This is a genomic window from Legionella sp. (genome assembly GCF_049790535.1).
In the GTDB taxonomy this organism is placed as follows: Bacteria; Pseudomonadota; Gammaproteobacteria; order Legionellales; family Legionellaceae; genus Legionella.
In genome coordinates this window covers 1-14,378 of the sequence record NZ_JBAQZB010000121.1, presented here as the reverse complement: position 1 = coordinate 14,378, position 14,378 = coordinate 1, and the positions used below count along the sequence as shown (strand labels likewise).

Genomic DNA, 14,378 nt, shown 5'->3' with positions numbered 1-14,378 from the left:
ATGTTGATTGCCATCGTCCAATTTCCTGGTTCTAATTGTGAACGTGAAACTATTCTTGCTGTTAAGCGCGCGGGTATGACACCGATTGATTTTTTATGGAATGAATCGTCTCTGAAATTAACAGCTTGTGATGGTTATGTGATTGTCGGTGGGTTTTCATATGAAGATCGTTCTCGTGCAGGTGTACTTGCCGCGATGGATCCTGTGATGCAGATGCTGAAAATGCAAAGTGAATTGGGAAAACCAATACTGGGCATCTGTAATGGAGCACAAATTCTTGTAGAGGCGGGTCTGGTTCCTGGATTAAGCAATAATATAGTCAGCATTGCACTGTCGGATAATAAACGTATCAAGCAAGGAAAGCTCTTAGGCACAGGCTATTACAATGCCTGGATTTACTTGAAATTATCTTTGATGTGTAAACAAAATGCATTTACCAGGCATTTAAACCAAGAAACCATCATGCGTGTCCCCACCGCACATGCTGAGGGACGGTTTATTGTATCAGATAATTTGCTAGCAGTAATTCAAAGCAGAGGATTAGAAGTTTTTCAGTATTGTGATAAAAATGGTATGGTCGTTGACGAGTTTCCAATTAACCCAAATGGGTCGGTCAATAATATCGCTGCGATTAGTAACGAGGCAGGTAATGTATTAGCAATCATGCCACATCCAGAACGGACTACCGCAGGTGATGCTCTATTTAGTTCCATGCGGGATTATATTGCTTGTGGCTATAAACACCAAAAAGAAGTCCTAAAGTATGTTAACCATTCATCATTAAGGTCAAGAGAAAACAAAATAGAACCAAATTCCCAAGAAACTTTACTTGATGCATCTCCAATTTCAACTTCTAGGATCTACAGCAAACCCAAAACGACGCGTGAATTAGTCGTGGAACTCATTATCACCGACAATCATGCTATTTCTGTAGAGTCGATACTTCATAAGCAAGGAATTCCCGTCACGATTAAACGACAAATACATTGGGAAATTTGTTGTAACTCACGTTCAGTTTGGCATCAAATTCAAGCCAGTGGTTTGTTATTCAATGACAAGAAAGAATTACCAGTAAACCCTAAAGATTTTAAGTTATCACACAAGTCATTATTAATACGAGCCAAAGATGATTTGATTGGTTTGCAAAAAATGCAAAAGTTAAAACGTTATGTTACAGAAAATGGCATTAGTGCTCTCCGCTACGGAATATTATGGCATATTAGTGCTCCTGAAGATCGTCTGGACGTACTTACTGAACAGGTTAAAAACTCACATATTCTATTTAATCCTTCTTCTCATGAGTGTTATTACTATGCATGATTATACCCAACTTATCCAAAATGCCATGTCGCACTGTTTGATTGAAACAGATTTAACCATCGGTTCAAAATATCGCGGTAAAGTACGTGATGTGTATGATTTAGGTGATACCTTAATGTTAATTACTACAGATAGACAAAGTGCTTTTGATCGGGTATTGGCCTCTATTCCTTATAAAGGACAGGTACTTAATCTCATTAGCGCCTGGTGGTTTAAAAAAACACGCCATATTATACCCAATCATCTGATTAGCACCCCAGATCCGAATGTTATTATTGCCAAAAAATGTACCGTTTTTCCTATAGAATTTGTGGTCAGAAATTATATTACTGGCACGACCAACACGTCGTTATGGACACAGTATCAGAATGGTGTACGTGATTATTGTGGTCATCATTTTCCTGAAGGGCTTAAAAAAAATCAAAAACTCCCCTCTGCCATCTTAACCCCAACCACCAAAGACCCAGTTCATGACAAGGCGATTAGTGAACGAGAAATTATTCAAACACAGTTAATGACTGAAGAAGAATGGAAGGTTGCCTCTTCGGCAGCATTGCGGCTGTTTGAGTTTGGTGTTAAAACCGCAAAACAACATGGACTCATTTTAGTTGACACTAAATATGAAATGGGAAGGGATGCTGACGGTAATATTATGTTAATTGATGAAGTTCATACCCCCGATTCCAGTCGTTATTGGCTTGAAAAGAGTTATGCACAAAGATTTGCAGAAGGACAAGAACCTGAAAATATTGATAAAGAATTTTTGAGGTTATGGTTTGCTGAACAATGTGACCCGTATCAAGATACATTGTTACCAGAAGCGCCAGAAGCGTTGGTAGTTACGCTATCATCGCGATACATACAACTTTATGAATTGATCACTGGCATGATGTTTCCTTTTCCACAAGGAAAATATTCAGTATTAGAACGTATCAAACGTAATATAGATAGGAAGATTGTTCAAGATCTTCCTTGTTAACCCTTAAAAGAAGGACCTAATTTATGTGCGGTATAGTGGGCATTCATAGTCACCAACGGGTAGCTGAAAAACTCTATCAAAGTTTGATTCACTTACAACATCGCGGCCAGGATTCAGCTGGAATACTTACCAGCCACCAACAGTTTGATATGACGCGTGGTTTAGGATTGGTCAGAGAAATTTTTACTGACAGTAACCTTGCCATATTAAACGGCAATATAGGAATTGCTCATGTACGTTATCCTACCTCAGGAGGATATTCTCTTCCGAATGTACAACCCATTTTTATAAATAACCCCCTACGTATCGCGCTAGCGCATAATGGTAATTTGGTCAATGACCGCGAGCTAGCAAGAGAATTAGCTCAAGAAAAAAAACCAGTTAATTCTTTTTTAACTGATTCAGAAGTATTATTGCACTTACTTAATGAATGTATTAATAAATTATCGCCGGTCATAGGAGATGCTTCATCTTATTTTTCAATGCTATGTGATGCTGTTCAAACCATTTTTAACCGAGTACAAGGATCATATTCTGTCGTCTCAGTAATTCAAGGTAAAGGGCTTCTAGCATTCCGTGATCCCCATGGCATCCGTCCCTTACTCCTAGGGGAAAAAATACTCTCTTCAGGAGAAAAAGAATATATTATTGCTTCTGAAACTACGATGTTTTATTCATTAGGGTTTCAATTGGTAGGCGACATTCATGCTGGGGAAATTGTTTTCATCAATCAAGATAATCAGCTCTTTCGTTATAGGATCAGCCACAAACAATTTTCACCGTGCATTTTTGAATACGTTTACTTTGCCCGCCCTGATTCAATAATTAATGGCGTCAATGTACACAATGCTCGTTCTCGCATGGGGGAGCTGCTTGCAAAGCGCTGGAAAGCAATTTATCCCCACTTAATCCCTGATATTGTAATCCCAACACCGTTTACTTCCAATACAGCAACATTGGCTTTTGCTCATGAATTAAAGATTAGATATTGCGAAGGTTTATACAAAAATCCATTTATTGGACGTACATTTATCATGCCCGACACAGAAGATAGGCAACGTCAAATCGGTTTTAAATTAACACCTCAACAAGCAGCAATTGAGGGTAAAAAAGTATTAATTGTTGATGACAGTATTGTTAGAGGAACAACAAGCCAGGAAATTGTTAAAATGGTGCGCGAATTTAATGCGAAAGAGGTGTATTTTGTTTCTTCTTGTCCACCAATCATTAATCCCTGTTTCTACGGTATTGATATTCCTGCATCTGATAAATTAATCGCAGCTAACAAAAGTTTGGAAGAGATTCGCCGTCATTTAAATGTTGATATATTGCTTTATCAGGAGATAAATGATTTATGCAAGGCAGTTGCGGGGGAAGAAGAGCTGGTTAAAACACCTTGCCTAGCATGCATGAATGGTCATTATATTACAGGTGATATCAATCAAAAAAAAATACAGCAGTTAGGAGAAAAACGGCAACAAAATAGAGAGAAATTATGCGAATTTTAATTGTAGGATCAGGTGCAAGAGAACATGCACTATGCAAAACATTGTCCCGCTCCGCTTCCAAACCACTTCTTTTCTGCTGTGCTACCAATCAAAATCCAGGTATTAAACAATTGACGCAACACTATTGGCAAGGAAATATTACTTGTGTGAGGACATTAATCAAGTTAGCTAGTCAATGGAAAATTAATTTAGCCATTATTGGTCCTGAAGCACCACTGGAAATGGGCTTGGTTGATGCATTGGAAGAGGAAGGGATTGCCACTGTCGGCCCAAAGAAAGCCTTGGCACAAATTGAAACAAGTAAACGCTTTACGCGAAATCTTTTAAAAAAATACCATATCCCCGGATCTCCTGAATTTCGTTCGTTTAACGAATTAACTGGAGTTCTCAATTTTTTACACGAATTGGGTCATGGGCGATACGTTATTAAAGCGGATGGGCTGATGAGTGGCAAGGGGGTTAAAGTAGCAGGTGAGCATTTACATTCATTCGAAGAAGCCTATCACTATTGCAATACTTTATTGCGCTTGGGCCAATCAGTGGTCATTGAAGAAAAGTTAATCGGCCAAGAGTTTTCTTATTTAAGTTTTTGTGATGGTGAGCGGTTGATCCCAATGCCATTGGTACAGGATCACAAGCGAGCCTTTGTAAATGATCAAGGTCCAAATACTGGCGGCATGGGCAGTTATTCAGATGCGAACCATAGTCTTCCATTTTTAAGACCCGATGATGTTACTGCCGCTGAAGCAATTAACAATGCAGTGATTCAAGCTTTAAAAGAAGAATGTGGAGAAAAATACCGTGGTATTTTGTATGGAAGTTTTATGGTCTGTCGTGATGGGGTGAAACTCATTGAATACAATGCTCGTTTTGGTGATCCTGAAGCAATCAATATACTGTCCATTTTAGATTCTGATTTAGTTGATGTATGTCAATCTTTAGTACAAGGTCACCTTGATCCAAAACAAGTTCGCTTTAAGCCATTGGCAACAGTTTGTAAATATGCCGTCCCGCTCGGTTATCCGGAAGACACTGTGCAACATAAAAAAGTAGATGTTACAAAAGTTCAAAATAAAGATAATTTATATTTCGCAGCGATTGATGATATTGATGGTGATCTGTATGTAAATAAATCACGCGCATTGGCAGTAGTTGGCTCAGCCCCGACTATTGCTGAGGCTGAATCTATTGCTGAAAAAGAAATAAAACGCATTGAAGGACCCTTATTTCATAGAGAGGACATTGGTACGTCAGCGCTCATTAATAAACGTATACAAATGATGCAAGCACTTTATCAGGAGGTTTATACCTCATGTTAAACCCATTGCGTCTTGCACTATTAGGCTCTTCAAATGGTACGAATATGTTGCATCTTATTGAAGCAATAAAGCAGCAACACGTGAACGCCAGTATTGAAGTGGTACTAAGCAACAAAGCAGATGCACCCATTCTGGCTCGCGCGCGGGATAATAATTTGAAAGCAATATGTTTGGATAATATAAATAAGACACGTGAAACATTCGATACAACATTATCAGAAACTTTGCAAAAATTTAATATCGATCTCATCATTCTCATTGGATATATGCGTATTTTATCACCCCTATTTGTAGCAACCTGGCAGAATAGGATTATTAATGTACATCCTTCTTTGCTGCCTGCTTTTTCCGGAATGATGGATCGAAAGGTTCATGAAGCAGTGCTGGCGGCAGGAGTTAATGAATCAGGATGCACCGTACATTTTGTTACTGAAGTCATAGACTCAGGTCCAATAATCATTCAAAAAACATGTTCTGTTGGGGCTGATGATACGGTTGATACTTTGAAAGCAAAGGTGCAAAGCCTTGAAGGGGAAGCTTTAATTGAAGCTATCCAAAAAATAAAAAAGGTTTACTATGAAAGTAATTATCAAGCGAGCATTAATTTCTGTTGCCAATAAGAAAGGTATTGTGTCTTTTGCTAAATACCTTAATACCTTGGGTGTAACGATTATTTCAACTGGTGGAACGAGCCATTTGCTTAAAGAAGCCAACGTACCGTGTACAGAAGTCGCAGAAATAACCGGTTTTCCAGAGATGATGTCAGGACGGGTGAAAACTCTGCATCCTAAGATTCACGGGGGTATTTTGGGTTGTAGACAAGAACATGTGGAAGAAGCTTCTTGTCATGACATTAGATGGATTGATTTGGTTGTGGTTAATTTATATCCCTTTGCAGAAATCATAAAACAAAAACAAATACAATTTTCTACAGCCATTGAAAACATTGATATTGGTGGACCAGCAATGATTCGTGCTGCTGCAAAAAACATGAATGACGTTGCTGTTGTGGTTAATCCTGATGATTATGAGGAACTTATTCAACAAATGGGTAATGAATGCAGTCTTACCTTAGAAAATCGCCAAGCATTAGCTCTAAAAGCATTTGAGTATACAGCCCATTATGATGCAACGATTCACCATTACTTATGTGCTACTGTTAAAAATACTGAAGAGCTGTTCCCTGAGCGACTTTTGTTTCCTTTAAGCAAAGTCAAAGAATTACGTTATGGTGAAAATCCAAACCAACGTGCTTGTTCGTATCAGTTTGTAGGAGAACCAAAGGGCATTTTTCGTACAAAACAACTTCAAGGAAAAGAACTTTCTTATAATAACCTTCTTGATACCGATGCAGCCATCAGCTGTATCGAAGAGTTTACAATGCCTACTTGCGTTATTGTGAAACACGCCAATCCTTGCGGTGTGGCAATCGGAGCAAATATCTGTGAAGCGTTTGAACGAGCTTTGGATACCGATAAGTTATCTGCTTTTGGTGGTATTATAGCTCTCAACAGGATTTGCACTGAAAAAACTGCGTATGCTATTACCCAAAGTTTTTTTGAAGTGTTGTTGGCACCTGGTTTTTCCAAAGAAGCAAAGGCTATTTTGTCGCAAAAAATCAACCTGAGAGTGATTGAGCTATCGGATGCTCCCAATTTTCACGATCGAGAATATCGTTCAATAACGGGAGGAATTTTAATACAAGTTGCAAACAAAGTTACGCCTGCTGATATGTCTTATCGTGTGGTCACACGTCAAAAGCCTTCAAAAGAAATAATGGATGAACTATTTTTTGCCTGGCGCATTGTAAAACATATCAAATCAAATGCTATTTTGATTGCTAAAAATTATCAAGCAATTGGTATAGGGGGAGGTCAGGTTTCCCGTATTGATGCCGTAGACATTGCGGTCAGGAAAGCCAGTGATCGACTCGACAATGCAGTACTTGCTTCCGATGCATTTTTCCCTTTTCGAGACAGTATCGATCACATCTCTACTACAGGTATTATGGCCATTATTCAGCCTGGCGGATCGTTGAGAGATCAAGAAATCATTAATGCATGTGATGAGCATGGTATCGTTATGGTAATGAGTGGAGTGCGGTGTTTTAAACATTAAAATTAAGTAGGAGATTATATGAAACCAATTGTAAGTATTATTTTAGGTTCAAAATCGGATTGGCCGGTGATGGAGCATGCTAGTCATACATTAACGTCTTTAAATATTTCGCACGACTCACGTGTGTTATCTGCTCACCGAACACCAGATGCTCTTTTAAATTATGTTCTATCTATGGAAGAATGCGGTGTTAAAATTTTTATTGCAGCCGCAGGCGGTGCCGCACATTTACCAGGAGTAATTGCTTCAAGCACGCTGTTACCGGTGATTGGTGTACCTATGACTTCCGCTTTAAATGGGTTAGATTCTTTATTATCTATCGTCCAAATGCCTAGTGGCATTCCGGTTGCCACCATGGCTATTGGTAAAGCGGGGGCCGTGAATGCAGCACTTTATGCAGCCAGCATGCTTAGCTTGACATCTCCCGAATACCGTAAGCTCATAAAAAAGTATCGTGAAGATCAAGCACAAATAATTGTGGATACTCTTTTATAATTTATCTTTTTCTTCTATTGAAATAACCCGTGCTTCATGCTCCAGCATCACGGGTATGTCATCATGTATTGGGAAAGCCAAGCGATCGAATTTACAAATAAGCTCTTGTTTTTTAATAGTTAACTTTCCTTTACATAAAGGACAGACCAATATTTCCAATAATCTTTTATCCACAAAATCTCCTCAAATTCTCTCGGAAAAGACACTAAACCTTCGCAAGTTTTTTATAGTTCAACTGCCTTTTCTCTGCTCATAGGTTACTTGGTTACGCACATAAACTGGACGCGCATCCGCTACAGTAACGGGTTGTATTGCTGTTGCCTTTACTAATTCAATCATTGCTGCAGCATTAGGATATAGTGTTAACTGCTTAATAATCTGCGCTCTTAGTGCTTGTGAAAAACCACCGCAATATTCCTTTACTCCAACTCCAGCAAGCACCATAGGTTGCTTTTCAGGTAAAGCAATATCTGGTACCGCATTAACATTTTCTTCAGCTGTGAATTGCCCCTGTGGATAGTATGCCCAATACATTTCTTGCATGCGTGCGTCCAATACTGCTAATAAAGGTTTATCACGCAAAGTCTCTTGTTTGCGGACAACCCAAGCTATGGCAGCTAAACTACTTACAGGAATTAAATTTAAATCATGAGCATAAGCCAAACCTTTTGCAATGCTGCATGCAATACGTAGCCCAGTAAAACTTCCTGGGCCGCAACCAAAAACAATAGCATCCAGTTGATTTATTCGCATACCAGTATCACCCATTAACTCATCAATCATGGGTAACAAAAGCTGTGCGTGGGTTCTTTGACTACCCTGCTCTTTATGGAACAGTTCGTCTCCACAAGATAAAGCCACGCTGGCTAATTCAGTAGATGTATCAATCGCTAACAGGTTCATAATCCAATGCCAACTCTCTAATAAACTTTAAAACGTTCCCTTCATCACGGGTTTTCGATAATTTCGGTAAACTGGCCAATATACGCTGACCATATTCTCTGCTGGTAAGACGTGGATCAGCAATGATCAATACTCCTTTATCTGTATCATCACGGATTAAACGACCCACCCCTTGTTTCAGTGCAATTACCGCATTAGGTAAGGACAGCTCATCAAAACCTGATAACCCTTTTTCCTTCAAATAAGCCATTTTACCACGGATTACCGGATCTGCTGGATTTGCAAAAGGTAATTTATCAATAATAACACAGGAAAGAGCATCTCCCTTAACGTCTACACCTTCCCAAAACGTAGCTGTACCTAATAAAACAGCATTTCCCAATTGTCTGAAACGCTCTAACAAAATTGATTTTGCCTCAGTTCCCTGAATTAACAATGGGTAGTTTAAAATCCCATCCAACATGTGAGCAACTTGCTTTAAGGCTTTATGACTAGTAAACAAAAAGAAACAACGTCCCTCAAAAGCATCAATTATAGGCACTACCCGTTTTAACATTAATTCATAATAGGCCAAATTCTTAGGGTCAGGTAAGCCACGAGGGAAATAAAGTAAGGCTTGTTTCTGATAATCAAAAGGACTGGGCAAAAACAAAGTCTTAGCTTCATTAAGTCCCAATGGTTCACAAAAACATGCAAACGACCCTGCCATCGTTAAAGTTGCTGAAGTAAACACATAAGTACAAACCTGACGTTTTAACAATTCACTAAAAGATTCTGCAACAGCATAGGGTGTGGCATGGAACACCAACGTATGTTTAAACCGTTCCAACCAACGAATTTTATCGTTATTATCTTCAGAGAAAAATAAGAGTATTTTGGCAAACTCTTCCAGACGCTCTTTACAGCGAACAAGACCGGGAACTGCAGCAATAATCTCTTCGTCAAAACATTGGAGGAGTTCATCATGTACATTGAGCCAGTCCTCGCATACGCTCATAAACGTTTTATTGCGTTGAATTTCATTCCAGCTTATGCGTTCATCAACAACTGATATACTATTCAATAATCCATCTGTAAGCGTATCCGCCTTGTAACGTATGGCTTTTAAAGGCTGATTGGCAAGATCCAGTGTTGGCCATTCGCTAATGATGTCATCAATCAAATCGCAAAATTGACGTGTGCCAATTCGATCACCATTAAAATGAGTAGCAATTTCTGCAATTTGATGGGCTTCATCAAAAATAACAATATCAACGCCCGGCAATAACTCTCCAAATCCCTCCTCTTTCAAACGCGAATCGGCAAAAAAAAGATGATGATTAATTACTACTATATCAGCATCCATAGCGCGTTTACGCGCTTTTACTAAAAAGCAAGTAGTGTACTGAGGACAATCCGTTCCTAAGCAATTATCTACAGTTGAAGTGACATAGGACCAAACAGGTGAATCGTCACTGAGTTCGGGTAATTCCGAACGATCGCCCAGTTGCATCTGAGATAATTTACTACGTACATGGGCCACCTCATGAGCACATTGAGGACTTTGAAATTGCCCTTCTTCAGCATATAACGCCACACGATGCTGACAAATATAATTGGCTCTCCCTTTTAGATTCTGAATGCGAGCAGATAAACCTAAAGCACGTACTAGAGTAGGTAAATCTTTTTGATAAAGTTGATCTTGCAGGGTTTTAGTTGCTGTAGAAATCAGCACTTTTTTGCCGCTTAAGAGACAAGGTAACAGGTAAGCGAAAGTCTTCCCTGTTCCAGTCCCTGCTTCAGCTACCAAAGTAGACTTATCCTCAATTGCGGTTGCAATTGCTTCGGCCAAATCGGATTGTGGCGCACGTGCCGAGAATCCAGGAATTGCCGTAGAAAGTCGGCCTTTTTCACTAAGAATATGCCGACATGATTCTGCTAGTGAGGTGATTTCTACCACTCTTTCTGCAAATATTGAAGTTTGTCCTTAACTTCTTCCCAATCTTTTGCGTCAGGTAAGCCATCTTTTTTAGCAGTAATATTAGGCCATTTTTGCGCAAGCTCAGCATTTAATTCTTTAAATTGTTGCTGATCATCAGTTAAATCATCTTCAGAAACAATTGCATTAACCGGACACTCAGGTTCACATAAAGCGCAGTCAATGCACTCGTCCGGATGAATTACTAAAAAATTAGGTCCTTCATAAAAACAGTCTACAGGACACACTTCAACACAATCAGTGTATTTACAACGAATACAACTTTCTGTTACTACAAAAGTCATGTTATACCTATTCAATTTTAAACAAGGAAGATATAGACTATTAAAGCATAAAACAAGCCAATGAAGATAGTATCTCGCTCTTCATTCTCCAAATTTACTCATGCGAAAACAGTTAATGTTATACTTAGCTTTGGCAATTTATCCGCACAAGTAATCTGATCTATATGTATACAGTGATGTGAGCAATTAAAGAGGTGAAAAATGAGCAGAATAGTACATTGTTGTAAATTAAAACAAGATGCCGAAGGCATGTTAAAACCCCCATTCCCTGGCGTTTTAGGCGAACGAATTTTTAATGAAGTTTCCAAACAAGCCTGGGAAATGTGGTTATCACATCAAACCATGCTTATTAATGAATACCGTCTCAATTTAGCAGAACCTAAATCTCGGGATTTTTTAAAAGAAGAAATGCAAAAGTATTTTTTTGGTGAAGGTTCAGCAAAACCCACCGGTTATACTGAAAATTAAACTCTTTTTGATAATTAGAAACACAAATTATTAGCTGAGTTTTATTTTTTTTAAAAAATTTAATTCATTGCTTGACTCAAAACGCATATAGGAGTTTAATACGAACCCATTGGGGCCAGATAGCTCAGTCGGTAGAGCAGAGGATTGAAAATCCTCGTGTCGGTGGTTCGATTCCGCCTCTGGCCACCATGTAAATCGGGTCTTTATCAATTACGCACATCATTCGGCTCTAACCTCAACTTTCATATGTATGCCGTCATGTTCGAGAGAGTCTTGAAACGCTAATGCTATAAAATGTTCTGGTGAATAGCCAAGCAATTCGGCTCTACCCCAAAGAAGGGGGCATTTTAATCTTCCTTTTGACTGCGAAATCAATGAGTTAGTTTAATACTAACTTGATTAAAATGCCCCCTTCTTTGGCTTACTATTACCCATAAATGAAGAAATTGTTAATAATTGTGGTTAATTTTTCAAAATCAAGAAACTAAAAGCCTTTCATGCTTTATTAACCATTTAAAAAACTTAGTTTGTTAGTTCTTTATTAAATTTATTATCGCCTCCGCGTGTTTTTCACTTTCATTAAATTCTCTCGGGAGGTATTCAAATTTTTTTAATGCGGAATTAATTTCATTGAGAATAATGTCTTCATTCTCAAGCTTTATCTTTGGTTGACTGATTTTGATTAGTCCAAAGGCCAAATTTTTTACATCATATTCACATGCTGTTAATTTGTGCTCAAAAAAACTTCAGGGACGTTACCTAATAACGTCTCTGTTCGGTAACATCAATTATAAGGCAACGAATAACCCCTTCGGTAACTTTTTATCAGGATCGGGGCCGGACCTCATTTAAGAAAAGTCTGATTAGTACGATTAATCAGACCTAATAATTTATATTACTCCTGTAATCTCTGAATTAACTCTTTTTCTCTTGCCCGCTCAAGTGCTTCGTGTAACCTTTTCTCAAATATATCCTTAGGAGGAAGCTCTGTAATGAATTGAGAAACTCTAATACCACTTTTCTCTAGTTGTAATAATTCGACTCGTTCGTCCGATTTTTCTGAACAAAGAACTATTCCTATTGGAGGATTTTCTCCAGGTTGCATTTCATACTTTTCTAACCACCGCAGATATAGCTCAATTTGCCCCTTATCCGCAGCTTTGAACTTACCTTTTTTTAATTCTATAGCTACCATACAGCGCAATTTTCTATGGAACATCAATAAATCTATTCTAAAAAAATCACCATCTATTTCGATTACTTTCTGACGTTCTTGAAAAGTAAAGCCCTTACCCATACTTAATAAAAATTCTTCTATGTCATTTAAAATCGCATCTTCCAACGTCCTTTCATCATTTAATACTTCAGAGCTTAAATATGAAAATATATAAGGATCCTGAATAATTAAATCAGGCTCTAATACCTGTGTCTCACGTAATTTTGATATTTCCTTTTCAATAACATTATCAGCTTTCTTAGCAATTGCTGTTCTTTCAAATAACATGTCATCAATTCTTTTTGAGAGTTCTCTTGTACTCCATCTCTCAATACGACACATTTCAGCATAGAACTCTCTTTTTAGCTGATTGCTAATGTTTAATAGAGATACAAAATGAGTCCATTTTAAATGTTGACTTAAAGCTATTACGATTCTCTCTTCAGAAAAAAATCTTTCAAATTGCACGCATCGATGTATAACACGCAAACCAAAACCCTTTCCAAATTTTTTTTGTAACTTGTCTGCTAGATTTTTTATAACGCTGCCGCCGTATTCCGCCCTATTATATTTTAATATATCGTGGTTTATACGTCTTCCTATATGCCAATATAATAATACCCCTGCCCTATTGATTTCATGCAAAGCTCTTTGCTGAGTAACCTCAATCAATTGACTGATATCAGAATATAGCTGTTCTTCATTTATGTTAGAGAGTTCTCTATCCACTTTCTTCCTCAACATTGTGTCTGCGCGCAGACACAATTATATAGTAATTAAGAATAATGTCTGCATGCAGACAAAATTGATAAAGCCAATAACAAAGGTAATAAAATGGGGGTTTTGTTACTGTTATTTTTTACTTTTTGGGGTATACCCTTGTGATATGTGTTAATTTAACCATCCGCTTAATTTAAGCAATTTAATATGCTCAATTTTTTGCATAGTAAAAAATATGAAAACGTGCCATCCCTTTTATTTTGGTGTTTTTAGGAAAAAGGGATCAATTTTATATTGGTGTTGACAACCTTGGTTTTGACGTTATTTTTGACTAACGAGGCTTCAACAATGGTTCAGTTTTATTCACCTTTCTAGTTCATACCTTGCCAGCTCAAGCTGACTTTCCCTAATGCTCACTACCATTGCTCTTTACAACAGCAGCTTAGCCAGCTCCTGTAAAGGGTCTTCCACCATCTTTCATTAGCTTCGCTATGGCACACTGACTTCGTGTCGCACCGATGAATCAGAAATTATCTTCATCGCTGGGTTACGTGGTGGACAACGACTTGGCACTACCAAGAACTTTTGCAATGCTTTATTGATGTTTGTTGGCACAAGCAAGTCACCGTCTACGCGACTGTACTTTCTTGCCTTCATATCAGATCAATATACACCTGTCTGCATGACGGACTGGACGTGGCTGCATAAGGCCTGCAAGTTTGAAGTTTTTATTTGACATAAGACTCCCAATAATGCGCGCGGCACCGTCATCGGGCCGCTGCGACTGCCTGTCGCAGCGGCCGATAATATCAACGGCAAAATCCCCACCAAGCCCATCAAGTGAATTATCAGAAGCAATAACCGGAAAATCCCCAGCGCTATATTTAAATTTATAGGACCTTGCAACATCCTGGTACTGATCCACCACAAAGAATATACTCTGGGCCATCACACATCTATCAATGCCGGGCAAGCGTCTCATTTCAAAACCGATTAATTGCCGCCACACTAAGCGAATCTTGTCATAATTATTACCACTTTCTTGATATAAATTATCCCACTCACAGTCC

14 protein-coding genes, 1 tRNA gene and 1 pseudogene are annotated in these 14,378 nt (G+C 38.4%); 9 read left to right on the top strand and 7 right to left on the bottom strand.

Annotated features, from left to right (window positions below):
* From purQ to purE, 7 genes are read left to right on the top strand one after another with little or no spacing between them, the layout of a single operon-like run.
* On the top strand, positions 1-1,320 hold the full coding sequence (gene purQ, locus WA877_RS07710) for a phosphoribosylformylglycinamidine synthase I (RefSeq protein WP_425170335.1): 1,320 nt from the start codon (positions 1-3) through the stop codon (positions 1,318-1,320).
* On the top strand, positions 1,313-2,299 hold the full coding sequence (locus WA877_RS07705) for a phosphoribosylaminoimidazolesuccinocarboxamide synthase (protein ID WP_425170334.1): 987 nt from the start codon (positions 1,313-1,315) through the stop codon (positions 2,297-2,299). The genes purQ and WA877_RS07705 overlap by 8 nt, the downstream gene beginning before the upstream one ends.
* Positions 2,300-2,322: 23 nt before the next feature.
* Positions 2,323-3,807, top strand: coding sequence for an amidophosphoribosyltransferase (purF, locus tag WA877_RS07700; RefSeq protein WP_425170333.1), 1,485 nt, complete (start codon positions 2,323-2,325; stop codon positions 3,805-3,807).
* Positions 3,792-5,126 (top strand): phosphoribosylamine--glycine ligase, encoded by a 1,335-nt coding sequence (gene purD / locus WA877_RS07695; protein WP_425170345.1) that lies wholly within the window; start codon positions 3,792-3,794, stop codon positions 5,124-5,126. Before purF ends, purD begins: the two co-directional genes overlap by 16 nt.
* Positions 5,120-5,746: a phosphoribosylglycinamide formyltransferase gene (gene purN / locus WA877_RS07690; protein ID WP_425170332.1), complete on the top strand. Its 627-nt coding sequence runs from the start codon at positions 5,120-5,122 to the stop codon at positions 5,744-5,746. The genes purD and purN overlap by 7 nt, the downstream gene beginning before the upstream one ends.
* Positions 5,703-7,244 (top strand): bifunctional phosphoribosylaminoimidazolecarboxamide formyltransferase/IMP cyclohydrolase, encoded by a 1,542-nt coding sequence (gene purH / locus WA877_RS07685; RefSeq protein ID WP_425170331.1) that lies wholly within the window; start codon positions 5,703-5,705, stop codon positions 7,242-7,244. Before purN ends, purH begins: the two co-directional genes overlap by 44 nt.
* Before the next feature lie 18 nt (positions 7,245-7,262).
* Positions 7,263-7,739 (top strand): 5-(carboxyamino)imidazole ribonucleotide mutase, encoded by a 477-nt coding sequence (purE, locus tag WA877_RS07680; protein ID WP_425170330.1) that lies wholly within the window; start codon positions 7,263-7,265, stop codon positions 7,737-7,739.
* On the opposite strand, the gene WA877_RS07675 is transcribed toward purE, so the two are convergent.
* The 4 genes from WA877_RS07675 to fdxA are packed head-to-tail and all read right to left on the bottom strand — an operon-like array spanning position 7,734 to position 10,904.
* A complete protein-coding gene (locus tag WA877_RS07675; protein ID WP_425170329.1) occupies positions 7,734-7,913 on the bottom strand; it encodes a Trm112 family protein in 180 nt (59 codons plus the stop codon). The two genes, purE and WA877_RS07675, sit on opposite strands and share 6 nt — an antisense overlap.
* 57 nt (positions 7,914-7,970) lie before the next feature.
* The gene (tsaB, locus tag WA877_RS07670) at positions 7,971-8,642 is read right to left on the bottom strand and encodes a tRNA (adenosine(37)-N6)-threonylcarbamoyltransferase complex dimerization subunit type 1 TsaB (protein WP_425170328.1); all 672 of its coding nucleotides are present in this window, start codon (positions 8,640-8,642) and stop codon (positions 7,971-7,973) included.
* On the bottom strand, positions 8,623-10,581 hold the full coding sequence (locus WA877_RS07665) for an ATP-dependent DNA helicase (protein ID WP_425170327.1): 1,959 nt from the start codon (positions 10,579-10,581) through the stop codon (positions 8,623-8,625). The genes tsaB and WA877_RS07665 overlap by 20 nt, the downstream gene beginning before the upstream one ends.
* Positions 10,575-10,904 carry a ferredoxin FdxA gene (gene fdxA, locus WA877_RS07660; RefSeq protein WP_425170326.1) on the bottom strand — a complete coding sequence of 110 codons (330 nt, stop codon included), beginning with the start codon at positions 10,902-10,904 and terminating at the stop codon, positions 10,575-10,577. Before fdxA ends, WA877_RS07665 begins: the two co-directional genes overlap by 7 nt.
* Positions 10,905-11,105: 201 nt before the next feature.
* Between fdxA and WA877_RS07655 the strand changes: the two genes are divergently transcribed.
* Positions 11,106-11,372, top strand: a complete 267-nt coding sequence (locus tag WA877_RS07655; protein ID WP_425170325.1) for an oxidative damage protection protein — start codon at positions 11,106-11,108, stop codon at positions 11,370-11,372.
* A gap of 113 nt (positions 11,373-11,485) precedes the next feature.
* A tRNA-Phe gene (locus WA877_RS07650) sits at positions 11,486-11,561 on the top strand.
* Positions 11,562-12,267: 706 nt separating this feature from the next.
* On the opposite strand, the gene WA877_RS07645 is transcribed toward WA877_RS07650, so the two are convergent.
* The 3 genes and pseudogenes from WA877_RS07645 to WA877_RS07635 form a co-directional block, all read right to left on the bottom strand.
* Positions 12,268-13,317, bottom strand: coding sequence for a PDDEXK nuclease domain-containing protein (locus WA877_RS07645; RefSeq protein ID WP_425170324.1), 1,050 nt, complete (start codon positions 13,315-13,317; stop codon positions 12,268-12,270).
* A gap of 480 nt (positions 13,318-13,797) precedes the next feature.
* On the bottom strand, positions 13,798-13,965 hold the full coding sequence (locus WA877_RS07640) for a hypothetical protein (RefSeq protein ID WP_425170323.1): 168 nt from the start codon (positions 13,963-13,965) through the stop codon (positions 13,798-13,800).
* Between the two features lies 1 nt (position 13,966).
* Positions 13,967-14,378, bottom strand: a pseudogene (locus WA877_RS07635) (hypothetical protein); the annotation flags it as partial.